At 45.5% G+C, this 23,712-nt stretch carries 21 protein-coding genes; 10 read left to right on the top strand and 11 right to left on the bottom strand.

Annotation, left to right across the window (positions count from 1 at the left end):
- Positions 1–102: 102 nt before the first annotated feature.
- Positions 103–825: a membrane protein gene (locus MHB71_RS06500; protein ID WP_036672896.1), complete on the bottom strand. Its 723-nt coding sequence runs from the start codon at positions 823–825 to the stop codon at positions 103–105.
- Positions 826–1,002: 177 nt separating this feature from the next.
- Between MHB71_RS06500 and MHB71_RS06495 the strand changes: the two genes are divergently transcribed.
- From MHB71_RS06495 to MHB71_RS06470, 6 genes are all read left to right on the top strand, one after another.
- Positions 1,003–1,704, top strand: coding sequence for a Crp/Fnr family transcriptional regulator (locus MHB71_RS06495; RefSeq protein ID WP_036613360.1), 702 nt, complete (start codon positions 1,003–1,005; stop codon positions 1,702–1,704).
- A 302-nt stretch (positions 1,705–2,006) separates the two neighbouring features.
- Entirely contained in the window at positions 2,007–2,240 is a 234-nt protein-coding gene (locus tag MHB71_RS06490; RefSeq protein WP_076328444.1) for a DUF2249 domain-containing protein, read from the top strand.
- Positions 2,241–2,257: 17 nt separating this feature from the next.
- A complete protein-coding gene (locus MHB71_RS06485) occupies positions 2,258–2,632 on the top strand; it encodes a hypothetical protein (RefSeq protein ID WP_076328443.1) in 375 nt (124 codons plus the stop codon).
- Positions 2,619–3,224 carry a DUF2249 domain-containing protein gene (locus MHB71_RS06480; protein WP_076328442.1) on the top strand — a complete coding sequence of 202 codons (606 nt, stop codon included), beginning with the start codon at positions 2,619–2,621 and terminating at the stop codon, positions 3,222–3,224. Before MHB71_RS06485 ends, MHB71_RS06480 begins: the two co-directional genes overlap by 14 nt.
- 13 nt (positions 3,225–3,237) lie before the next feature.
- Positions 3,238–4,470, top strand: coding sequence for a hypothetical protein (locus tag MHB71_RS06475; protein ID WP_340029099.1), 1,233 nt, complete (start codon positions 3,238–3,240; stop codon positions 4,468–4,470).
- 28 nt (positions 4,471–4,498) lie between these two features.
- Positions 4,499–4,801: a metal-sulfur cluster assembly factor gene (locus MHB71_RS06470; protein WP_197997654.1), complete on the top strand. Its 303-nt coding sequence runs from the start codon at positions 4,499–4,501 to the stop codon at positions 4,799–4,801.
- 226 nt (positions 4,802–5,027) lie between these two features.
- Here MHB71_RS06470 and MHB71_RS06465 read toward each other — a convergent pair whose 3' ends face one another.
- The 9 genes from MHB71_RS06465 to MHB71_RS06425 form a co-directional block, all read right to left on the bottom strand.
- Entirely contained in the window at positions 5,028–5,369 is a 342-nt protein-coding gene (locus MHB71_RS06465) for a cupin domain-containing protein (RefSeq protein WP_127549532.1), read from the bottom strand.
- Between the two features lie 143 nt (positions 5,370–5,512).
- On the bottom strand, positions 5,513–7,471 hold the full coding sequence (locus MHB71_RS06460; protein WP_340029098.1) for an ABC transporter permease: 1,959 nt from the start codon (positions 7,469–7,471) through the stop codon (positions 5,513–5,515).
- A complete protein-coding gene (locus tag MHB71_RS06455; RefSeq protein WP_036613332.1) occupies positions 7,446–8,216 on the bottom strand; it encodes an ABC transporter ATP-binding protein in 771 nt (256 codons plus the stop codon). The genes MHB71_RS06460 and MHB71_RS06455 overlap by 26 nt, the downstream gene beginning before the upstream one ends.
- A gap of 189 nt (positions 8,217–8,405) precedes the next feature.
- A complete protein-coding gene (locus MHB71_RS06450; RefSeq protein WP_340029097.1) occupies positions 8,406–9,404 on the bottom strand; it encodes a sensor histidine kinase in 999 nt (332 codons plus the stop codon).
- Positions 9,401–10,114: a response regulator transcription factor gene (locus tag MHB71_RS06445; RefSeq protein ID WP_340029096.1), complete on the bottom strand. Its 714-nt coding sequence runs from the start codon at positions 10,112–10,114 to the stop codon at positions 9,401–9,403. The genes MHB71_RS06450 and MHB71_RS06445 overlap by 4 nt, the downstream gene beginning before the upstream one ends.
- An 83-nt stretch (positions 10,115–10,197) precedes the next feature.
- Positions 10,198–11,172 carry a sugar kinase gene (locus MHB71_RS06440; protein ID WP_340030131.1) on the bottom strand — a complete coding sequence of 325 codons (975 nt, stop codon included), beginning with the start codon at positions 11,170–11,172 and terminating at the stop codon, positions 10,198–10,200.
- Positions 11,173–11,243: 71 nt separating this feature from the next.
- Complete coding sequence (locus MHB71_RS06435; protein WP_340029095.1) at positions 11,244–12,287, bottom strand: SPFH domain-containing protein; 1,044 nt, start codon at positions 12,285–12,287, stop codon at positions 11,244–11,246.
- A gap of 452 nt (positions 12,288–12,739) precedes the next feature.
- The gene (locus tag MHB71_RS06430) at positions 12,740–17,119 is read right to left on the bottom strand and encodes a glycosyl hydrolase 53 family protein (RefSeq protein ID WP_340029094.1); all 4,380 of its coding nucleotides are present in this window, start codon (positions 17,117–17,119) and stop codon (positions 12,740–12,742) included.
- 254 nt (positions 17,120–17,373) lie between these two features.
- The gene (locus MHB71_RS06425) at positions 17,374–18,090 is read right to left on the bottom strand and encodes a YceI family protein (protein WP_076250049.1); all 717 of its coding nucleotides are present in this window, start codon (positions 18,088–18,090) and stop codon (positions 17,374–17,376) included.
- 192 nt (positions 18,091–18,282) lie between these two features.
- Between MHB71_RS06425 and MHB71_RS06420 the strand changes: the two genes are divergently transcribed.
- A complete protein-coding gene (locus MHB71_RS06420; protein ID WP_340029093.1) occupies positions 18,283–18,969 on the top strand; it encodes a response regulator transcription factor in 687 nt (228 codons plus the stop codon).
- Positions 18,954–20,420: a HAMP domain-containing sensor histidine kinase gene (locus tag MHB71_RS06415; protein WP_340029092.1), complete on the top strand. Its 1,467-nt coding sequence runs from the start codon at positions 18,954–18,956 to the stop codon at positions 20,418–20,420. The genes MHB71_RS06420 and MHB71_RS06415 overlap by 16 nt, the downstream gene beginning before the upstream one ends.
- A 96-nt stretch (positions 20,421–20,516) precedes the next feature.
- Here the strand turns inward: MHB71_RS06415 and MHB71_RS06410 are convergent, their stop codons facing one another.
- The gene (locus MHB71_RS06410) at positions 20,517–21,329 is read right to left on the bottom strand and encodes an ATP-binding protein (RefSeq protein WP_340029091.1); all 813 of its coding nucleotides are present in this window, start codon (positions 21,327–21,329) and stop codon (positions 20,517–20,519) included.
- A gap of 562 nt (positions 21,330–21,891) precedes the next feature.
- Between MHB71_RS06410 and MHB71_RS06405 the strand changes: the two genes are divergently transcribed.
- Positions 21,892–22,044, top strand: a complete 153-nt coding sequence (locus tag MHB71_RS06405) for a DUF1540 domain-containing protein (RefSeq protein WP_074095586.1) — start codon at positions 21,892–21,894, stop codon at positions 22,042–22,044.
- A 202-nt stretch (positions 22,045–22,246) separates the two neighbouring features.
- Positions 22,247–23,704: a 4-hydroxyphenylacetate 3-hydroxylase N-terminal domain-containing protein gene (locus MHB71_RS06400; protein ID WP_340029090.1), complete on the top strand. Its 1,458-nt coding sequence runs from the start codon at positions 22,247–22,249 to the stop codon at positions 23,702–23,704.
- Positions 23,705–23,712: the final 8 nt, after the last annotated feature.

Raw genomic sequence — 23,712 nt, 5'->3', positions numbered from 1 at the left:
GGAAGCTGTTTTGGCAAAAAAGAGTATCCGATCAGAAACCACTCTGTTCGGATACTCTTTTTATATAAATTCAACCAATAGATCGGAAGCTTGTTCTGTCATCTACAGATCCAGCAACAGCGACACAAGCAATCCCATAGATGCAATCAAACCCACAATTGGCCCACCCTCTTCAAAGGCTTCCGGCATCATCGTCGAGCAGATCATGGCAATGATTCCGCCACCTGCAAATGCACCAATCGCTGCACCCATCTCCTCTGGAAGCTGCTCCAGAAACAGATATCCACCCAGTGCTGCAATCGCGGAGATCAATAGTACACTAAGCCACATTAATATGATTTTGCCACGACTGTATTTGCCCTGTAGTCCAACCGTACTGGACAGACCTTCAGGAATGTTGCTGACAAAGATCGATACTACCAGGACCACACTGACACCGTTACCGGCCAGTAAGCTGGCACCAAGCATGATGGATTCCGGGATAGCATCCATTACTGTTCCTGCAAAGATCCCAAGCCCGCTTTGGTTCGAGTCTCCCGAATTTGCCGAACGTTTACGCCCTGCCCCTCCCTTTGCAGAAACGAGCAGGTCAAACAAGGTATACACGACGGCACCCGCCGTAAATCCAATGGCTGTAGGTATTATTCCTCCATCATTCAGCGCATCTCCGAGAAGTTCAAAGGTCGCTGCACCAATTAATGTTCCTGTCCCAAAAGCCATGATCCAGCCAATAACTCGTTTGGGAATCTTTAGAAACAAGGCTGCGAGTGCGCCAATGACAACCGCTGAGGCAGAGATGCCGCCCCACATGAATGCAGTCCACATCCGGGCCGACCCCTCTCTTGTTCAATCATATTCTATCATTCCATTAACCCAGGTTGAGTAATCAAAAACAGTGATGTGGCTTTACGGTGATCTATATCACCTGATGTGTTCAAAAATCACGTTATGATGAAATGATGTCGTCGTTCAGAACTATGAACACAGAGAGGAGAGATTCTCATGAGTAGGGTAAACAAAGATACAACAACGGAGTTTCTACAACAGTTCCCCATCTTCCAGGACCTTAGCCCCGAGGAATTAAAGCAAGTCGAAGATATCGCCATTTCCAGAAGTATTCAGAAGAAATCGGTTATTTTCAGCGAAGGAAGCGAAAAAGAAGCTGTCTTTTTTATCCGTACCGGCATTGTAAAGGCTTATAAAACCGATGAGAACGGGCATGAACAGATTGTCTCTTTCCTCAAAACAGGAGATATGTTCCCACACACCGGCTTTTTTAATGCGCACCCTTACCCGGCCACCGCAGAAGCCATTACCCCTACCGAACTACTAGCCATACCTGTCCGACTTTTCGAACGATTAATGCTGAGCACACCTTCAATTGCGATCAAAATTATGCGTGTGCTCGGTGATAAAATAAGAGAATTACAGGATAAATTGCAGGTGCTCTCTGGTCAGGATGTACGCAATCGTGTACTTTCCTTCCTTCTCATGCTTGCAGATCAGCACGGACAAATGCATGGAGACCAGATTATCATCAACCTGCCCATGACACATCAGGAGTTTGCCAATTCTATTGGTACAACAAGGGAAACAGCGAATCGGCTTTTAAACCAGCTTACAAAAGAGAATTTGCTCGAAGTGGATCGCAGCCGGATCATCATTCATGATTTGCAAGCTTTGAAGGAACAAAGGGATACGTGACCACCCTGCACCCAGCTACACTGTTTTCTCCCACGCTATTACATTAAACTGTGTGTGCACAAAGAGACCTTAACGACCGTAATCAATGTTAAGGTCTCTTTCGCATTCACAATTAGCAATATGCGTATCAGGATATTGTTAGCTTTGGCTTGCCCATGGCAATATTTCCATACAGGATTCTGACTCAAATAAGGCGAGACTATGACATTAAAAAATGTGTGAGCAGGCTCACACAGCCCCCCCTTCACGTTTTCTATAATCAAATTGCAACACCACACTATCCCTATTTGGAGGAATGACACATGAACACATACGCAGCAACCATTAATGCCACGGAGTATCCACCGCATTTGAAACATAAAGTTATTTTCGAAACGTTTGATCATTTGCGACCACAGGAATCCATGTTGCTTATTAACGATCACGATCCAAAGCCTCTTCGATTCCAGTTTCAATCCACACATCCCGATGGCTTCAACTGGGAGTATATTGAGCAGGGTCCTACAACCTTCCAAGTCAAAATCAGTAAATTATAGATTGGAGCTGAACGGCTATGGCGCACGTTGAAATCATTGACGATACTACACTTCGCATCACGCTACGGCTGGAAGACGCCACAACCATGGTTCAATTGGCACAGCGTGAGCAAGCGGAATATGCGCAAGAGATTATCACCATTTACGAAAAAATGCCTGTGTTCGAATATACTCATTTCTGTTTTTACGCCTATGACAGTGCAAGACTTTTTGAGCGTTTGCTCGGCATGGACCCCAAAGCCTATCTGTCCTTCTCCCTCGATGCGCCGGAGTCATTCTTCTATGCGCTGTACGGTGGAATGGCCGCCCTGTATGAATCATCTCTGCAGTTGGTACAGCAGGCGGATGTAGCTAGTGCAGGATCGGATGTGAACGCACATGTCTCCATCTGATGTCCATATTGTCGAATTGGATGTGCGTCCTCATCTAAGTAAAAAGTTAGAGCCGTTTCAACTGATCATGGACACGGTCAAAGGCCTTCGACATGAAGATGTCTTTGTACTCCATGCTCCATTCAAACCAACGCCCCTGCTCGGTATTCTCAAGATGAAAGGATACTCCAGCACATCGGAACGAAAAGGTTCAGATCACTGGGTTACCACGTTTGTGCACAAAAAAAATAAAACCGGTGCCAAAGCATTATCTGCAATGGTTTTATCTGGATCGGAAGTCGATTCTGAGCCCGGTTCAGACGAAGAATCAGCTTCATGCAAAGGCCATCCGGAGGAGCAAGCTGTTGCGATTGAAAACTTTGAATCTCTACAGACGCCCACCGTTATACTGGACAATCGCGGATTGGAACCGCCACAACCCATGATGCGAACACTTGCCGCACTGGAACGTTGCAATCCTGGGGAAGTCGTACTGATTCATAATGACCGTGTGCCAGTCTTCTTGATTGAAGAGTTAAACAATCTCGGTTGCCCCTTCACGGTTGAGGATCAAGCCGATGGTACGGCCAAAGTGAGAATTGAAAAAGGGTAAGGAGGCAAAGGCCATGTCCAGGTTGCCGTTTCTTTTTATCATCACGGGCATCTTTGGATTTGTAATGTATCACGCATTCTCCCTGCTCTCGCTGACAGGCTGGCTTGGTGATGAACTCAGAGGACCCGAAGGCTGGTTTCATGCCCATCTGTTTGTGCTCGGGTGGGCAACCATGCTGGCTATGGGTGCCGTTTATCAGTTGATACATGTTATTTTGCAATCCAATATCTACAGTCTGTTTCTTGGTTATTGTCATTATTTCTTGTTCAGTATCGGAATCGTGGGCATGTTATACGGCTTCATCCGTGCAGATGTCATCTGGATTGCGGGTTCTGCTACACTCGCGCTCTCGGGCATTCTGTTGTTCGGATGGAATATGGCCGTTACCCTCTTCCGTGCCTCACAGTGGAATCCGGTAACAATCAGTGCAGCGTGTTCCTGTCTTTATCTGGTTCTTACCGGGCTATCCGGTATGCTGATGGGTCTGAATTTTGCCTTTGGTGATTGGAATGGTCTGCATGAACGATTATTCGGTGCACATATCTGGATGGGAACCTTCGGCTGGTTTGGCATGTTAATTACCGGCTTCAGTTACAAAATGCTGCCCATGTTCTACCTGTCCCACGATTATTCCATTCCACTGCAAAAAGTGGTCTTGGTTCTGTGGAATGCAGCTGTAGTTACAGGTGTTATCGCATTTCTGACAGGTATCAAGGGAGGATTGCTCTGGCTTGCGCTCTTACTTCTAACCGCCGCCCTTCTCTTCTATGTGTATCACTTGGAGCAAATTCAGGAGAAACGGCACAAAAGTAACCCAGGTCCGGGCATTCGCTGGTCTGTCTATGTAAGTCGTGCGTTTGCTGTATATGCTGTTGCACTACTGATCTATTCCTCGCAAGGGACTGAGTTGCTGCTCCATCCACGTGTTGTTCTGCTGTCTGGATGGGTATATCTCGGGGGCTGGGTGTCTCTCACCATACTTGGTTATGCCTCCAAAATCGTGCCTTTTCTATGGTGGACCCACAAATATGGCAAGCAGGCCGGCAGACCCGGAACACCGCTGATGGCAGGTATGTTGAATGAACGGTATGTCAATTGGGGTATGCTCGCCATGGTCGCTGGAAGCCTTTTGCTTATCAGTGGAATTCTGATTAATCTGGCTGAGGTCATGATGGTTGGAGGAACGATACTGTCTCTTGTCTCCATCATTTATATAACAAATATTGCTTTGGTATTCAGACGTTAATATTAATAAGGTGGACTGGAGAGTGAACATGATGGAACAAACCACGCATTTGCTAGAATGTCTCAAGGAAGTGTATGACCCTGAATTAGGTGTCAATATCGTTGACCTGGGTCTGGTGTATGAAGTAAGGGAAGAGCCTGAACGGGTACATGTACGGATGACGCTGACTACACCAGGTTGCCCGCTGCATGATACGATTGTCGGTGCGGTGAAATGGGTTTTGCAGGAAAATACAAATAAGACCGATATTGATGTTCAAGTCGTGTGGGAGCCACAATGGTCTCCACAGCTGATGTCAAATGAAGCCAAGGAAATGCTGGGATACTTCTAAGCAGAATGACTATAGACCGGATGAATGAACAAGTTGCTGGCGGAATACAAAGAAGCGTACTTAAGATCTGATGTTCTCAGACCCAGGTATGCTTTTTGTTTTGCGATGGAAGCCACACTTGGTCAAGGTATTCTTGAATAAAAAATAAATAAGGAAACTCCAGAATAGAGTTTCCCATATTAGTGCCGATCAGTGAATCATTCTATCGATTCCTTGATATTAGATGTTAGATGTCCTTTGCATAGGATGCTGCTGGCACTTTGTTTAACACCACGAACAAACGAACCTCCTGATCTCCTGTATTATGGAATGCAAACTCCACTTCACCGCCGCAATGAATTACATCCTCTTGTTTCACCTCTTGTTCTTTTCCATCCAGCATAAGTGTGCCTGTGCCTTCAACCACCAGCAAAATAACGTCTGTGCCCGGATGTTTATGAACGGGAAGCTGCTGACCTGGCAGAAAATGAAGGACAAAGGTCACTCCACCACCCTGTTGGAATAAAACTCGTTTCGTGAAACGGTCCTCACTAAATGTTTTAACTTCTTGCAATGACGTGATACTCATGATAATCGTCCTCCTCGATAATATAATCTGTGAATGCATTCATCTTATCGCAAAAAAGCCCGCGTTTCCTTGATCTGAATCAAGAAAATGCGGGCAATGAACAAATCATGGTCGGTCCTAATGACCGTCTGTTTCTAAGATGGTTACACCATCATTTTGCGCAGAGAAGCGATATATCTCGAACGTATAATGATGAAATAAAACGTCTGTGCAAGTACAAAGGCACCAAATACAGTCAACACCGGCATCGTATAATTGGTAATACCGAATTCAGTCAGGAATGGCTTAACTACGACCAAAGTTTCAATGATGGCTACCCCGATCGGTAAAAAGAACAAAATGGCAATCTGAACGGTGGATGATCGTTTCATCTCCTGGAAACTGAGACCCATTTTCGAAAGAGAATGCACCATCTTTCCATCCGCTTCAAGATCGGTATGCAGTCTGAAATACAGAAAGCTTGCGGAAGAGATCGAGAAGATTAATCCGATAAATATGCCCAGGAAGGTAAAGAGTGCTGTACCCTGTCTGAATCTTTCAAAATCATCGTACCGCGTACTCAGATATCCAGACTGGTTATCCGTTGAAGCATTGCTGCTTCGGATGGAATCCGCGGAGGATAGAAGCTGATCGCTAACCATGGCTTCCGAAGAGTGGCGATCAGGTACAGCATGACCCCATGCAGGAATCTGATACAGGTATTTACCAGATATCATATTATCTTTGATCTGTTGGGCAATCTCTTCATACTTCTCATCCGGTAGGACAACTACACCTGTAGCATAGAGTAGGGTTCCAAACTGTGGATCGATATCTGTATCCGTAACCCTAACTTCCAGCGGACTAGCATTCAGAGTCAACGTCAACTTGTCTCCCTTCGCATAATCACGAAATCTGTTGCGCTTTATCTGATCCTGACCCTTCTCATTGCGGGTATCCACAAATACAGCGGACCCGGTATCCAATTGGAACATCTTTCTCCCTTGTGTCAGATTGTATTGGTTGTATTGACTAAGCGGCATAACCGAGACAGCACTCTGATCTGCATCAGACCAGAAATATTCAATATAGACTTGCTGATAATCCAAGCCTGCGGCTTCAAGTTTCGAATCAATAGCGCTCATATCCAGTTGCTCTGTTGGTCTGAATACGTTGTATTGAATTGCAAAATCGTTGTTTGTAAACTGTTCCCGGTTCTCCTGATCCAGTGACAAAATTACAACTGCACTCATTGAAGCAATCGCAATCACCACGGTCACCATAAAGAGCATGCGGGCATTATCCTTCATTTTATAACTCATCTCTGAGATCCACAACAGACGTGTACCATGCCATACCGTTTTACGATTACGCTTCAATAAACGAATGATGAGCACGGAAAGTTGTGAGTAGAAAAAATACGTCCCGGCTATCCCTGTTACTGCTGCAAGCATGATTGTTCCGCCATTTAACCCGTTACGGAGTACCACAAAACCTACTGTAAGTAATGCAAAACCCAGAAGTGAGAAGAACCATGAAGCTTTGGGCTCTTTTTTAGGTTTGTTGGTTCCCGTTAGAAGTTCTAACGTCCGTTTATTTCCGATAAAAAACAATGTGAAGAGTGAAATGCTGAAAAATAATAACAGAAAGGCTCCAATCGTAATCAGAATCGCTTTCACGGGAAAATAAAAGGGCAGATCATCCATCCCGATAAAACGAGTAGTTAACATCAGGAACAGCTTGGACAACAACATACCTCCGCCGATACCGGCAATAATGGACAGGCAGCCGATCAACATGTTTTCCAAAATGACCAATCTCCGAATCTGTGCGGGTTCTGCACCAAGTATGGTCAGAATGCCAAACTCTTTATTCCGAGATTTGAGAAAAGCACTGATGGAATACATAACAAAGAAAAATGCAAACACATATACGATAATTGAAGCGATCTGCATTCCCGTAGCGGTTGTGTCACCCATCGGTAACTCTGTCACATACGGATGATAAATGAACACCGCATAAGCGAAGAATATCATGACCATAAACACACTACTTAGAAAAAAAGCAATATACGCTCGCCCATTCCGGCGAATATTGTTAAACGCGAACTGAGGAAAGCTCATGTGAATTCCCTCCCCAGAAGGATAAAGTATCAATGATCCGCTGGAAAAACGTCTGTCGATTATCTCCACGGTGTACCTCGGCTGCCAGCTTTCCGTCCTTAATGAACACGATGCGGTTGCAATAACTTGCCGCAAGCGGGTCATGTGTGACCAACATAATAGTTGTTTTCTCCTGCTGGTTCATCTGTTCAAGTGACTCCATGACCGCTTGGGATGACGTAGAATCCAGGGCACCGGTGGGTTCATCCGCCAAAACAATCGAAGGCATATTGATCATGGATCTCGCAATGGCTGTTCGTTGTCGCTGTCCACCCGAAATTTCGTAGACTCGTTTATCCAGAATATGATCAATCCCAAGCTTCGCTGTAATGCGATGTAGTCTGCTCTCCATCTCCTTCAGTTTGACCTTGTCCAGTGTCAATGGAAGTACAATATTCTCAGCAACAGTCAACGTGTCCAACAGATTGAAATCCTGAAAGACAAATCCGAGTTCCCGACGTCGGAACATGGCAAGTTCTTTCTTTTTCATATCAAACGGGTTCATGCCATTAATCAGCACCTTGCCCGAGCTGGGTTCATCAATGGTGGAGACCATGTTTAACAATGTGGTTTTGCCACTGCCCGACGGGCCCATAATACCCACAAATTCACCTTGTTTGATTGTCAGATGAATATCACTAAGGGCTTGAGTCTGCACTTTGCCCTGATATACTTTGTTCAGTCCTGATACCTGTAACATTTCCATGCGTAATTCCCTCCTAATCCGTCATTCTTTATACGTTAATTCTATTCTTATCCTAACTGACCTCCCGTAACGGTGCTATCGAATTACCTTAAACTTCCCTTACAACGCGTTTAAGGTTCTGTTCCCCTGCCTTCTCTATCACACTTCTGTCCATTAAAAAAAGCACCTCGCCCATGGGCAAAGCACTTTTCACTTCGGATATTTCGAATGAATCCAGCTGAATCTAACCAACGTTCCCTCATTCGGCTCAGAAAACAACTCGACACGGTTATCCAGGCGGGCACTGATCTCACGGACCAGATATAATCCCATTCCCGTAGATTCATGGTATTGTCTGCCCCGTTCGCCTGTAAAATAGGGATTAAACACGCGATGAATATCCTCAGACGAGATGCCGATTCCCTCATCCTGAATGTCCAGGATTGTACGCTCTTCCTGTTTATAGCCGATAATGATCACTTTTTTGCCTGATTTGCTATCGGAATAGTTCACGGCATTGGTCAAAATCTGGGTGAACATGAACCGCAGCCACTTGGAATCACTGTAGATCTGAAGGTCGCCCTCCATACGGATATCCGGCGTAATGCCTCTGCGAATAAACAAACGTCGGTTCTCTGCAATGCTACTCCGAAGCACCTCATGCAGAGACAACAGCTCCACACGAAAATCCCCTTCGAACTGTTCAAGCCTTGATGAATGCAAGACCATTTCAAGTCCTTTGCGCATTTTATCCAGCTCATCCTGAATACTGCCCGCCGTCTCATCTTCTACATCTTCCAAGGTCAGTTGGATAATGGACAACGGGGTCTTCATCTGATGAACCCAGCGATTCATGAATAAAACCTGCTGATCCTTGCTAGTACGTAACTGACCCATCTCGTTCTGCCGATTACGCTCCAGTTCATGTAACAATTCCTGGATGGCTTCCGCCACACCCGAATTTCCAAGCGCTTGGAAAGGCTCGTTTACCAGTTTGCGTGGTTGTTGAAGTAGACGGTAATATGCTCGCAACTGGAAGTAACGAGTGACCAGATAAACCATCAATACCACGATACTGATCAGCATGCCATAAAGGACAATCTTCATCGGACGGCCCTCACCAGAGAGCCAGTAGACACACGGAACGAGCAGCATCTGTAACACATAAAATCCGACTAACATCAGGTGGTCTTTCAGGAAAAGTCTCATTTCCCTTTCCCCTGTGCGGATGAATCCAGATCCAACACACGATAACCCGCTCCGCGAACCGTCTCCAAAATCTCTTCTGCACCCAGCTCCTTCAACTTCCGGCGAACACGTGTAATATAGACATTCAACGTATTATCATCAATAAAATGCTGATCTTCCCACATCTGTTCTAACAATTTTTCTCGGCTGACAACTCGCCCTGCCTTCGCCATCAGCGCTTCCACCAGTATCGCTTCCTTCTGTGTTAGCTCGGTAGAACGCTCATCATATTTAAATACAAATCGCTCAGGATAGAGAATCATGGGACCATTCGTCACTGTTACTTCCTGTTGAACAGCAGCGTAAGAACCATAGGCTCGGCGTAGCTGACTACGGACTTTGGCAAGAACAACTTCATATTGAAAAGGTTTTGTAATATAATCATCCGCTCCATGTTCCAACGCCATAATCTGATCCATACCACTATCACGAGCCGATATGAATAAAATGGGACATATGGAATGTGTGCGTATCTGCCTGCACCAGTAGAATCCATCATATTGAGGCAAATTCACATCCATCAGCACAAGGTCCGGCTTCACTTCCACAAATTCATCCAGTACATGACGAAAATCATCTGTGACCTGTACCTGGAATCCATTTCGGGTCAGATAAGCCGCCAGTAATCCTGCTAACTTGGCATCATCTTCAACCAACAATATCGACTGCATCGTTAACCCTCTTTCCGTTTCCTGACGTCAGTGTATCACATCTAGTTACCCATTCTAGTCGGAAACGGCTTGAAAATAAAGGGTCAGACCACGAGACGCCCCCTCTTCTCTGCCAACCCAATGATAGCTTCCACCCCTGAGTTAAACTCAAGAAAGTCCTGCTCGACCCCATCGCTGAAAATAACACCATCCTCTGGCATCTGGGATACAATGTGCAGTTGTTGCTTTGAATGGATCTGTCCAAACACGAGATTGGCCGCAGTCGTCCGGCTCGGGAACGGTTCACGTACTGAAAAATATAAATAAGGCGCATCCCAGTTAAAATGATTCAGATCTTGCCTGCTCCCATGAATGGATGCCGATGCTGTAGCGACCTCTACTTCAGAATTCATGTTCTGCCATGCAGCGGACCCTACAATTCCGGTGGCTCCGGCCAGCACACTTTTGAACCAGCCTGTCGATCCCATGCCTGTGGATATAATGATGCCACTAGAAGATTGTTGTTCTGTCGATGAACCCAAACGCACTTCATAACGAGCCGATACATGTGTCTTCCGACCAATGAACAGATCGTTCACACCATATAGATACTGTCCATCATTGAGTTCAACTTTGGCGAGAGTGACTTCTTTCAAGGTTCGTTGCTTTCGAATGACATCAGGGACAATGAAGCTGAGATCCTCTACGGTAAAAGGTAATAATACCCCGTCCCACCGCATCGGATCCGGATTCACACCAATGAGCGGTTGCTCGGTCACATACTTGAGGGTATTGGCTACAAGCCCATCCTGTCCAACTACGACCACGATATCCTGATCTCCAAAGATAAAATTGGGCACATGTTCCCGATCAATCGTCTGAACCCGTCCCAATTGACCCAGTTGCTGTTGTGCCTGCTGCACAGATTGCCGATAACGACGGTCTTCCTCCATATAATCACTGAAGTCTGCGCCCAGACGTTCAATATAGAACTGAGCTTGCTGCACCGTGTTATATCGAACCACCAGTTCCTCCAGTCGGGTCCGGCGCTTCACCAAAATCAGCTTGTGTTCGGTCATTCGATCGTCCGTTGTGGCCTGCTGACGTACTGATTTCCCTGCCTGCTCTGCTTGCTCTCTTCTTCCTAATCTCATCTCGCTCGACCTCCCTGATCTCTGCCTTGCGCAGGAGACATCAATCCCTGCAACAGATCTGGAGAGATATTAAGTTGCCCAATCTTGCCAGCATTTTCAGCCAGTTCCTGGAATGCAAGTGCGATCAGCTTATCAGAATTCATGCCCATATTCGCCATTGCTTGCAATACATTCGGCTGTACATTTTGCAATGAGTTCATCACGGCAGCAATCTCATACGCTTTGGCATCTGCCTCGGCATTGTGATTGGCAATGGTTAACTCAATCAGTTGCTGCTTCCGTTCCTCCATCGCTGTATTAAACTGAAGCTGCTCCTGCTCCATCTCATTTTGTTTCTGTTTCACCGAGCGTTCTGTCTGCAATTGGGTCTCACGAATTTGCTGTTTCTTTGTCTCTACGGCAATTTCGGTGTTTAGTTCGTTCTCTTTCACTCGTCTTTCCTGTTCAATCGATGCATTCCGACGTACATAGAGCGCTTCATCTGCCTGACGCAAAATCTCTTCCCGCGCCTGTGCTTCCAATGCACGCATCGTCTCTTTATTAGGCAGAATGGCCAGAATCGATAGACTCATCAACTCAACGCCCAATTTCTCCAACTCTTCACTTTGCACAACCTCGCGTTTCATGCTGCTTGCCAGCCGTTCACTGGATTGAATAGCTTCTTTCAGCGGCATTTGTTCCAGATGTTTCTTGGTCAGTACTTTGGCTGTAGTGATCACCCGTTGATCCAGCTTGCCGGGGTCGTCAGAGATATACCGATTCTTGCGCAAATTGTACGTGTAATTCAGGCTCTGGGTTATTTTCAGGTAATCCACAATGCGATAGCTTAGCTGCCCTTGCACAGTAACCGTCTGATAATCCGCTGTAATCTCTTCGAACATGAACGGTACATCCACCGAGGACACGGGTAGAACCACTACCGATGTGGTCGGCTCATAATAATAAAAGGACAATCCTACACCTTGACGTTGTACCTCACCATTTTTTACTTTCATGACATACTCACTGGGCTGAAATTTCGCAAATCGGAATCCAAACATGGCTCATTCCCCACTTCTTAATATTGTCGTTTTGATATTATCGAAATGATAACAAATGAATTCGATATTGTCAATACGACATTAACAAAATGTTTATATGCCTATTTAAAGAAAGCGGGTCCGTTCTATATAAGTTGAAATAAAGATTATTTACACTGACACTCCGATGACAGAATAACCTTCTAATCGCTGTTATCCCCAGATTTTTTCGATTCCCTTTTCTAAAGGGAAAATCCGGTGATAAAGGCGAACGCTTCGCTTTTTCAGTTTTTTCTGTCCTCTCCGTTATCGTGTAAATCAATAGTTAAACTTATATAATCTCTTTTCACAAAAAATAAAGAGACCGAATCATATGATCCGATCTCTTTACCTCCTTTGTTATTTTCTATTCATGCATGCTGATGATGCACCAAGCACCTTTCGTAATCAAAAGCAGACTTTTTAAACTACCTCTAATACAACTGTTGCATCAGTCTGGCGACTGCAACTGCCCCCTGTGCACGGTTTGCTGCTTCTTTTGGAGCAAACGTACCATCAGGCATGCCGTTCAACAATCCAAGTTGTTGCATCGAGGCTACAGCTTCTTTCGCATATCCCGAGATCTCGGCGTTGTCTACAAACAATGTATTTCCTTGTGCAGAATTGGACGCATCCAGATCACGCTGCACAACCTGCAGAGCCCGATTCAACATAACGGCCATTTCTTCTCGTGAAATACGTTCATTCGCTCCAAAGCTTCCATCTGCTCGGCCTTGAATTATTTCCATTTCCATTCCAAGTCGTACTGAATCGGCATACCACTGCCCTTCCATCACATCCGTTGGGACTGAAATAGATGGATCCGGCTGGCGTGCATCACCAATACCTTTAATAATCATTTGCAAAAATTGTGCTCTGGTCAGTTCACCTTGCGGGGCAAAACGAGTTGCGCTCATCCCCGAAATAATCCCTTTACCGTAGAGGTTCTGTATCTCTTGGATTGCCCAATTGTGATTTTGCAAATCATATAATGGCACTTCAACTTCTGCAATGACATAACTGCCGGATTCCAGCGGTTTGAACGCCATCGTTTTGGTCTTATCATCGTACTTGGAATACGTAACAGGTTTCATTTCTCCACTTGGAGATATGGAATGTACAACCATAACTACATCATTCTTCTTAGGTTGCTCCACATTGGATAGAGCAACTTCAACTGCTCTGTTTGTCCATTGCAATGGCTTATTGTTCATTAACAGATTCACATTCACAATTGCATGATTACCGATCGTTGCTTTTTGCGATGTGGACAATGTATCTGTCGATCCTTTTGCTACTACGATGTCGAACGTTCCCTCAGTCTCCCCAATAGTTAGCGGGAGTGATTTTAGAGGAACACGAACGGTAGTCTGTCCTACAACTACATCCAGGGATTTCACTTCCTCGGAACGAATCCATTCCGCCAGTTGACTTGTAGCCAACTGGAATGTGACTGTCTTGGCTGTGTCGGGTACATCTGCAAGCAGTTTCAACGTACGATTTCCTGCATCCATGGATTGCAGTATCTGGGTTAATTGAGATACATCTGGACGAATCGAATACTTGTCATTCCCGGTTGCTGTTCCTTTTACCGTTATTAGACCCTTAACTGGCGGATTACCAGGTTCAACCGGTGGTGTTACAGCCGGATTCCCCGTTGAAGGAGCTGTTCCCGGGTTGGAAGGTTGTGATGGTTCACTTGGTTGGGATGGCTGGCCAGGGCCAGGTGTTACATCTTGACGTACAAGCTTACTCACAGCATCTTGTAACGCACGATCCGCATTGCTTACATCTTGCGTTGAAGATTCAACATCCAGAATGAATGCCTTCGCTTCAGAAAGTGCCTTACTGAATACATTCCAGCTTGATGTCGTGTATTCGGTTTGTTTTAATTTCTCAGCGGTATCTACAGTAGTTTGCAGTGCAGATTTGTCCGCTGGGAACGTACCGTATGCTTCAAATTCCATGAATCCTACCCATGTGGGACCTGTTTTAATCGTTACCCGAATATAACGTCCCTCCGTGCCTTCTGGAAGTACATGGCTAGGTGCGGTTGATACAACAACATCACTTGTGGTGTCCACTACTTTCACAAAATTTTTGTTATCGTTGGACACTTCGATCGTATATTTGATGCCGCCACTCCACATCGACATTTCGATTTTACGGAGGTTAGCAACCTGACCCAAATCCACTTGCCACCAGCTATCCTTACTCTCGTCTGTTCCCCATGAAGTGTTCGGATTGTTGTCAATTGCACCTTCAGGAGAGTTGGCTTGATTGCCTCCTGTCCCTGCACTACTTGAAGCCGTTGCCGTTTTTCCCGTTGTTAAAGCCTCCAGAGAGACCAGATTAGTAAAGGCTTGTTTCAACGTACTCAGTGCTGAATTCACCTCAGACTGGACAACAGCATTGTTATCTCGTACCTGGATCGCTGCCTGCAAAGACTGTTCCAATACAGACCAGCTCCGGCGTGTATAGGAAGATTTAGTCTGCTGCTGCAGTTGTTGAATGTACTGGTGCAGTTGTGTTTTGTCCACATTGGATAGACCTTGAATGGCATCATGCAAACGTTTAACCGCTGTATTCGCATCCGTCTGTGTTGCTCTTGGATCATTCAAGACCTGATCAGCCCCTTCCAGCGCTTTGGTCAATACCGCCCAAGTGGCCGCAGACCAGTCAGTCTGCTGATACGTACGCGCTTCCGCTATTTTAGCTCTGAGCTCGTCAAGCTGCGGGGTGATAACCTGCATCTGCTGCATCACACGTTCCAATGCTGTTGTCGCTGCATCTGTATCTAATTGAGTTACCCCACCCGGCGTGTATGCCTGTTGGTACACATCATTCGCTGTCGAAATTGCCGGAGCCAGAGTCACCCAGCTTTCCGGAGTAAAATCAGTCTGTACCAATGATTTGGCTCGTGTAAGTGCCGCATCCAGTTGCTGGCGGTCTGCGGGCAGAATACCCAGTCCGCGTTTGTAAACATCAAGGGACCATAACGCTCTGCCTTCATACGAATGCCCGCCGTTGGCCGGAAATTCATCGTAGTCAAACATCGCTTGGTTCTCCCATGCATTACCTTCGGATGCAATCCAGCCTACACCCGCCGGAATCCACGCTGGCTCCCAGTAGAAAAAACCTGCGCCATGATTCCCTGGCACGTTCGCAATCATGTCCATAATGCCGGCGATGGCATCATATTGACCTTGAACGGTTGCTGGGAAGTCTGCTCCCCCAACATGAAGCGCTTCGTCCGATCCGATGATATTTCCATGAGCGTCCCCGTTTTTGTAGGAAAACGGATAGGACGTTTCAGCGATAATGACATCTTTGCCAAACTCGACTGACACTTCATTCATCGTTTTCTGTACATCCGCAAACGTCCCATGCCAGAACGGGTAATACGACAGTCCGATAATGTCATATTCCAGTCCGCCAGCACTTAACTCTTTAAAGTACCATTTGAACGTATCCACCTTGCCACCTTCAGCCAGATGGATCATAATCTTCACCTTATCCGCGTTATCGGTGATCTCCCCTTCTACTGCACGTACAGCATCAATTCCGCTTTTCAGCAATGCAACATTTAGCTTAAAATCCACGTCGCTGCTTAAGCCGTTCAGAACACCACTGTTGATCTCATTACCGATCTGCACCATATCAGGCATAGCGCCCTTAGCTTTCATTTCTCCCACAACTTCATACGTATAGTTGTATACGGCCTGCTTCAGCTCTTCGGGGGAAAGACCTTCCCAAGCTTTGGGACGAAGCTGCTGGCCCGGGTGCGCCCACTCATCCGAGTAGTGGAAATCCAACAGGATCTTCATACCTTTTTGCTTCACTCGCTTGGCCAAACGAATGACATCTTCCTTGTCGTTGTATCCCCCTGATTTCTGTGGATCATTCCACAGACGAAGACGCACATAATTGACACCGCGATCCTTGAGAATATCGAGCAAATCACGCTCTGTACCGTTGCTGTCCACGTATTTTCCGCCTTTATCCTCAATGGCAGTCAACGTGGAAATATCGACACCTCTGACATAGTCTGCACGATACCCCTCAACGATCACCTTAGCTTTAAGCTGAGGCTCTGGAGGCGCACCATATACAACTCCTGTTACCGTAAATTCGCCTGCAGAGGCGTATTGCATAGGGTCGATATGATCCCAAGTCACAGGTACCATTCCCGATTTTTCATTCTGAAACTGTGCCTTTACCTCGTTGGGCAGAATTGGCGCACTTCTGGTCACCGTTCTCACTTCGATCTCATCATATCCTTTAATATTGGCTGGTTCAGTTCCTTCTGCTTCTCCCCACACTTTGAACTCCAATATTTCCGGCCAAACTCCCTCACCCTTGTAAAAGGAGATGTTCAGTCTGATGTATCGCACATCATTCTGCTGAAACGTCAGATCAGCGATCTGTTTGGGATCGGCATTTTCATTTTGATCAACAACTTTGGTCCATACCTGCTGGTCAGCAGACGTTTCTACCATATATTTCACAACCGTGTTTTCTCGCCACGTTATTTCCGCTCCGGACAGATTGTAGTCTTCACCCAGATCAATCATTGCCCACTGTGGTTGTTCGGATGTAACTCCCGCCTTAGCAGTCCAATGCGTGTCACTTTTACCATCAACCAAGTGCTCCTTTTTACTCTCCCACTCCAAATATTCTGTGCTTACCGTAACCGCCTTTTTAAGTGCCACGTTCACTTTTGCATCTTCTGCAGCCGCTGGACGAACCATCAACCCCAGATCACAGAACAGCATCAGCAATACCAGACACCCGCTTATGTACCTCTTGTTCACTCTTGATCTCCCCCTTTTTGTGTTTGATTGTGCATGGATCAATGAATGTTATGAATCCTCCTCATTGTAAGCGCTTAATAGTGATGGGTAACACGGTATTATCCAAAGGAAACAGCAGTTATTTTAACAATATGCTCCTGTAAAAGTTACATTTGAGCGATAAGAATCACACTATTTGTAAAAAACAAAAAAATCTGTCCGTCCACCGTAAGGCAGAACAGAACAGATTTCTATCTAGATGATCGTTGCTACACTTATTTGGAGAGTTTCAATTCAAGTTGTACCTGGATATCATTTTCAGTCGAGAGCACAACGGAGTGTGGATTTTCCATTCCGAAATCTTCGAACGTTACCATCGATGTTGCCGACAACAAGACTGCATTATTCTCATAAGCAGCTTTTGCGTCAAAAGTTACTTCTTTTTCAATACCTTTAACCGTAATCGTACCATTCATTTTGATATCAACCGTTTGACCGACAGGCCATTCCGCAGGTACCCCTTCAAATGAAGTCGCTGTAAATGTAGCTTGTGGATATGTAGCAACGTCGAAGAAATCGGCTTGCTTCACGTGACCATCACGCTGTCCATTCCCGGAATCAATTCCGTCCATCTCGATCTGTCCTTCTGCCTTCATCTGAGCAGCATCGTCTACATTAATTGTCCAATTCCCTGTTACCTGCTCGTCCACAAAGTTAACTGTCTCCTGTGATGTGGTTACGGAGAAGTATACTTTGGAACCTTCGCTGATGCTCCAGTCTCCGTTCAGTTGCTCTGCTCCAGCAGTTTCATTGGCTACAACCGTTCCTGTGCTATCTACAGCTGTGGTGGAAGTCGCTGTGCTCGCAGGAAGCACCTGCTCAATCTCCACGTTGTTCCCCAAGTAACTGTTTGTGATATAGTAACCACCGCCACCGATTACGGCAACCGCCGCTACACCTGTAATAAGCCATGCTTTTGCTTTCTTGTTCATCTCTATGTTTCCTCCAGTACATGATTGTTTAGGTTGCTTCTTGGAGTGAATCATATCAATTGAATGTGTCAGGAAGAAGTCAAGATAAGACAAGTCACATATTTTTTTGAAATTCGTAATACAGGATTGGCTTTACGCTCTGGCTCATGTAAAATCAGTACAAGTTTACAAAGCGAAAGGAGAACGCTTTTCTTGAAATCCATACTTATCGTCGAGGATGAACAAGCTATTGCACGAGTATTGGCTGCTTATCTGAGAAAAGCAGAATTTGAAGTTCATCATGCAGCAGATGGACCGACTGCACTTACCCTTTTTGATACCGTAACGCCTTCCCTTGTATTACTTGATGTGATGCTGCCAGGAATGGACGGATGGGATCTGCTGCGAATTATTCGTAAAAAAAGTGCTTGTCCCGTGATCATGCTAACTGCACTGGATGACATTTCAGACCGTCTCAACGGACTAAATGCCGGTGCTGACGATTATATGAGCAAACCTTTTGTACCGGAAGAAGTGGTTGCCAGAGTTAATGCGGTGTTGCGCCGTAATCCACATTGGACCTCAGGTGGCGAAGAGAAGCGTTCTTTTGGAAATCTCGTCATTGATCTTGCTGCCAAGCAGGTGCTGCTGAACGGTGCAGAGGTTGCACTCACACCTCGTGACCTGTCGTTACTGTTCTTCCTGTCCGATTATCCGAATCGTACATTTACCAGAGATCATCTTATTGAACAGGTATGGGGGATGGACTATGATGGCAGTGATCGTGCTGTGGATCTATCGATTAAACGACTACGTCAAGCCCTCTCCCACTGGTCGCCAGAGACGGGAGAAATTCGGACGTTGCGAGGAATGGGGTATCAATTTTGGATCGCCAACTGAAACAGAAGAAACCCAAACGAACGATATCCATTCTGTCACACTGGACACTGCGATATTTTCTCATTTTGTGCATTGGTTTCACGATTATTGCGGCAGGGGCACTCTACTGGATTCGAACAACTTCCATTGAGAAAAGCCTCAAAACCGCAGAACTGCTTGGTCTGGAGATTGCCGATCGAGTGACCAGTGAGAATAATATGCTTCGAGTTCCACCCGATCTGGACAGACTGGTAACCAAGCGAGAGAAACTATTCAACACAGATAATTATTTTTGTGTCATGATCTTGGACAATAACAATCAATTGATCTTTTCCCAGCCTAAAATGGAGCAAAAAGATGTGCATTATCGACTGTCAGACGACTATCTTGAACCGCGAAACAACAAATATGCAGGTGTAACGGTCAACATATCCGAGGGCGATCAAACCTTGGGCAAAGTGTGGGTCATGCAGTCCAAACAATCCATTACATTTGGTCCAGAGACGATATGGCTCGTGGCTCTAATCCTCGGAGGACTAATCCTCTGTGGATGGTTTACAATCTATCTCCTGTCCAAAAAGTTATCCAGACCGATTCGTCAGGTCGCCTATGCCGCTGAACAGATTCGAGGTGGCAATTATGATGTGAGTCTTGACTTGAATACACGAGAACGTGAGATCAATGAACTTGTAAATTCATTTCGCGATATGGCCACTCGTCTCCAACAACTTGAAGAATGGCGTACACTTTCGCTGGCAGGGGTAAGTCATGAACTCAAGACACCGGTAACTTCCATCAAGGGGCTCGTTATGGCAGTACGTGACGATGTCGTGAGTCCACAGGAAGGTAAAGAATTTTTGGATATCGCTTTGAAGGAATCTGAACGCATGGAGCGAATGGTCGCAGATTTGCTTGACTATAACGCCATGGTTGCAGGAAGTGTTGCCGTTCGAAAGGAACGGACGGATCTGGAACTGTTGGTCGGTGAGATCATCTATCAGTGGAAGATTGCGTACGAGGACAAAATGCCAGAGGTTCAGCTGCATGCACCTCCGATTAACTTTTTTACCATGGGGGATGCTCTTCGCATTCAGCAGATCATTGTCAATTTACTCAATAACGCACTTCATGCCACAGCTCCTGAACAGAAGGCTGTCTTCGACATTTATCTAAGTACAGAAGAACAGATGCTGTACGTTGATGTTAAAGACCACGGCACAGGCATCGCAGCCGAAGAACAACCCAAAATCTTCGAAAGGTTCTATCGTGGAGAACTCAAAAAACGTCGTAACCGTGGTCTGGGTCTAGGATTAACATATAGCCGCCTACTCGCTCAGGAACAGGGCGGTGAACTGACACTTGTCTCCAGCAGCCCGGAAGGCAGCATATTCAGATTAAGCCTGCCACGCTGGACTGCAACACAAGAAGCCATGAATACCGAAAAAGCATACGGAGCAGCCGTTAAAGTATAAAGCACCTCGCTAACATGACAACTAGCCCAGAAATCCATTCAGGAGACTGGGCTAGTTCAACGCTGTTCTTTGTTTCTTTATCCAGAATGGAAGCATTCAACACTCTAATACACGTGGTCTGTATTCATCGTAAGCATCCGAGATCAGTTGCTTATGAAGTGCACTACTGGCAATGATTGCTTTCCGCTTTGCTTTCAGAACGATCTGCTCTATATCCGCATAACTGCACCCAGTCAAGCGTTCACATATGTAATCTTCCAGCCGAGTCTCCTGTTCAAATGCCCCTACCAATTTGCTGATATACAATTTGCGACTCGAATCATCAGGCATACCGTAGGTCATCTTCGTATCAAACCGCCGCCAGATGGCGTGATCCAGCTGGGTTTCCAGATTCGTCGCAGCCACCAGAATACTGTCCCCATCGAATTCGTCCAGACATTGCAACAACGTATTGACGACACGAGCCATCTCTTTCACTTCATCATTGCTCTCACGTGTCCGGCCTATGGCATCAAATTCATCCAGAAATAACACACAGGGATTCATTCGTGCATATTCGAATAACTTACGTACGTTACTCCCCGTCTCACCAAGATGGCTATGAATGATCGCATCTAATCTCACAAGAACCAATGGCAGATCAAGGCGCTCCGCCAGATGTGATGCCGTTAATGTTTTTCCCGTACCGGGAGGCCCGAACATGACCATTTTGTTGGGGATTGATACATCATGCTCTCTGAACTTCTCTTTCATGCCCAGAATGGTGATAAATTCATTAATGATGCGTTCATTTTCAGCGGAAAATACAATATGCTGGGCTTTATGCCTACACTCTTTTGGCGTGTAAAAAGCAGCCATATCGATCCCTTTCGCGCGGGGAATCCGGTTCATATGGTTTATTTTGCTCATGTATACACTTGCTCCTTCATTTATAGTTTCAGTCCGTGATTCAAGTTATATAAGTTGAACTAATGAATATTTACAATGACCACTTCGATGACAGAACAACCTTCCGATCGCTGTTATCCCCAGATTTTTTGATTAAATTCCTAGAGGGGAAATCCAGGGATAAAGGCGAAGTATATGCTTCCGATGCAGCTTTTTTTCCAAAAGCTTTTAGCTCCGCTCCTTCAGGTTCTTTCTGTCCTCTCCGTTTTCGTGTAAATGTTTAGTTCAATTTATATAGATTCAATTAGACTTTTAATCGTAATTATTACTATTAAATAATAACATACTACTGCCTTTTTGCAAATATAACCACAACACGTCCACTATTTTGCCACAGATGGGGGCATTTGGTTGCAAGCTTCAATTAAATTTGCTATTCTAAGTATGCATCGTTGTGTATAACGCAAAAAAGCCCTCCGAATTTCACGAGAGCAAAAATTTTCCAGATTAACAAGCGGCAACTTGTTATATCCGGATTCTTTATACCAACGACTGTAATCCAATTAAAGTGAGGTTAACAATCATGGCAAAAGACGTATTGTGTGAAGTTAATTCCTGTCGTCACTGGGCTCAAGAGAACAAATGTAACGCTTCTTCGATCTACATTGTGAGTCACAGTTCCAAAGAAGCAAGTCAGTCTGCTGAAACAGACTGCAAGACTTTTGAAGTAAAATAAGTAATTTCAATTGATCCACTTAAAGGAGCCCTTACCGGTTCCTTTTTTCTTTGTCTATTGTAACAAGAATGATAATTATTATCAAGCCCTATTCTGTAAAAATCCTTCTCACCTCTTCAATGCACATTGGACAGATGACCTACGTACACTACGTAAGAAGTCAGTATGCCCATGAACGATTAGAACCAAGAGGTGAATAACAATGCCTGTTAAAAGTGGCACACAGTATCGCGAACGAATTGATGCACAGTCCGTCCCTTGCTGGTACAAAGGTAACCTTATTACTGGAAAACGCTCTGAACATGTAGCATTTGCTGGTTTAATGGAGACTCAGATGTACATGTATGATCTGCAATCTGATCCTAAATTTGCAGAAACGATGACGTATGCCTCCCCGGCAGACGGCAAACCTGTGGGCATATCCTTCCTGCCTCCAACCAGTGCCGACGACCTCCGCAAACGACGCGAAGGGATGAATATCTGGGCAAATGTGCATCATGGCTTTCTTGGTCGCTCACCCGATTACATGAATACAGCCATAATGTCCTTTTACACAGGTGCCGATCTCCTGAACGAACTATCTCCCCAATATGCAGAAAATCTCAAAAATTATTATGCGTACTGCCGTGATCATGATATCACGTTATCCCATGCCTTCATTCAGCCATATGCCAGCAAAATCTCAGGACAATTGGATGCTACTGAAGATGCCATTGCCGCAAAGGTCGTGGATCGCACCGAGGAAGGTCTCATTATTAGCGGTGCATTCATGATGGCTACACAAGCAGCCACTTCGGATGAGATATTTGTCTATCCGTCACCTTCACCCGCCCCATTTGATGACGAAAATCCATTTGCATTCTCTTTTGCTGTCCCCAATGATCTTCCAGGAATCAGTCTGGTATGCAGGGATACCTACGCAGCCGAATCCCACACTAATTATCCCCTGAGTTCCAGATATGAAGAAATGGACAATATCGTCATCTTTGACAGGGTACTCGTTCCGCATGAACGGATATTTTTTGCAGGAAGTGAGGAAATGTCCTCGCGTCTCTTCAGTGGTAGCAACTTTCATATTCACGCAGGTCATCAGGTATTGTGTCGTTATATTGCCAAGACGGAATTTGTTCTCGGTACAATCCAGCTTCTCACGGATACGCTGGATCTGAATACGGAAGCACATGTTATAGAGAAATCTGCACGTGTGTTCGCAGGTCTTGAATCGTTAAAAGCTTTGGCCTTGGCCGCGGAGGCAGGTGCCATACCAGACGGACGAGGGTTTGTATTACCTGCACCCAAACCGTTGATGGCAGCCAATCTCCTTTTTCCGAAACTTTATCCTGAGATGATTGAAATTCTGCAGCTCTTGGGTTCGAGCGGGGTGATTATGATCCCTCAGGAAGAAGAGTTTCAATCCGATATCGCTCCTTCACTGAATGTATATCTGAAAGGGAACGATATGGCTTCTCAAGAACGCAACGCTCTGTTCCGCCTGATCTGGGAGCTTGGGTCTGGTTCATTCGGGGGCAGACAGACCCAATTCGAACGATTCTTTTTTGGCAATGTCCTTACGGTATCCAATCGGTTGTTCTCCGTCTACAACAAAGATCAGACGAATCGTCAGCTCGTTCGTGATTTTCTATTCAACACCAGCAAATAAGAGAACTA

Source organism: Paenibacillus sp. FSL H7-0940 (assembly GCF_037979415.1).
Lineage (GTDB): Bacteria > Bacillota > Bacilli > Paenibacillales > Paenibacillaceae > Paenibacillus > Paenibacillus amylolyticus.
The sequence above is the reverse complement of the archived record's forward strand: the minus strand, read 5'-3'. Positions and strand labels throughout refer to the sequence as shown.

Bases quoted from the DNA above. Each gene is read 5' to 3' on its own strand.
- MHB71_RS06435 (WP_340029095.1), bottom strand. From the start codon at position 12,287: ATGTTTGGATTCCGATTTGCGAAATTTCAGCCCAGTGAGTATGTCATG.
- MHB71_RS06495 (WP_036613360.1), top strand. From the start codon at position 1,003: ATGAGTAGGGTAAACAAAGATACAACAACGGAGTTTCTACAACAGTTC.
- MHB71_RS06450 (WP_340029097.1), bottom strand. From the start codon at position 9,404: ATGAGACTTTTCCTGAAAGACCACCTGATGTTAGTCGGATTTTATGTG.
- MHB71_RS06425 (WP_076250049.1), bottom strand. From the start codon at position 18,090: ATGAACAAGAAAGCAAAAGCATGGCTTATTACAGGTGTAGCGGCGGTT.
- MHB71_RS06500 (WP_036672896.1), bottom strand. From the start codon at position 825: ATGTGGACTGCATTCATGTGGGGCGGCATCTCTGCCTCAGCGGTTGTC.
- MHB71_RS06440 (WP_340030131.1), bottom strand. From the start codon at position 11,172: ATGACCGAACACAAGCTGATTTTGGTGAAGCGCCGGACCCGACTGGAG.
- MHB71_RS06445 (WP_340029096.1), bottom strand. From the start codon at position 10,114: ATGCAGTCGATATTGTTGGTTGAAGATGATGCCAAGTTAGCAGGATTA.
- MHB71_RS06455 (WP_036613332.1), bottom strand. From the start codon at position 8,216: ATGGAAATGTTACAGGTATCAGGACTGAACAAAGTATATCAGGGCAAA.
- MHB71_RS06475 (WP_340029099.1), top strand. From the start codon at position 3,238: ATGTCCAGGTTGCCGTTTCTTTTTATCATCACGGGCATCTTTGGATTT.
- MHB71_RS06465 (WP_127549532.1), bottom strand. From the start codon at position 5,369: ATGAGTATCACGTCATTGCAAGAAGTTAAAACATTTAGTGAGGACCGT.
- MHB71_RS06410 (WP_340029091.1), bottom strand. From the start codon at position 21,329: ATGAGCAAAATAAACCATATGAACCGGATTCCCCGCGCGAAAGGGATC.
- MHB71_RS06485 (WP_076328443.1), top strand. From the start codon at position 2,258: ATGGCGCACGTTGAAATCATTGACGATACTACACTTCGCATCACGCTA.
- MHB71_RS06480 (WP_076328442.1), top strand. From the start codon at position 2,619: ATGTCTCCATCTGATGTCCATATTGTCGAATTGGATGTGCGTCCTCAT.
- MHB71_RS06460 (WP_340029098.1), bottom strand. From the start codon at position 7,471: ATGAGCTTTCCTCAGTTCGCGTTTAACAATATTCGCCGGAATGGGCGA.
- MHB71_RS06405 (WP_074095586.1), top strand. From the start codon at position 21,892: ATGGCAAAAGACGTATTGTGTGAAGTTAATTCCTGTCGTCACTGGGCT.
- MHB71_RS06490 (WP_076328444.1), top strand. From the start codon at position 2,007: ATGAACACATACGCAGCAACCATTAATGCCACGGAGTATCCACCGCAT.
- MHB71_RS06400 (WP_340029090.1), top strand. From the start codon at position 22,247: ATGCCTGTTAAAAGTGGCACACAGTATCGCGAACGAATTGATGCACAG.
- MHB71_RS06470 (WP_197997654.1), top strand. From the start codon at position 4,499: ATGATGGAACAAACCACGCATTTGCTAGAATGTCTCAAGGAAGTGTAT.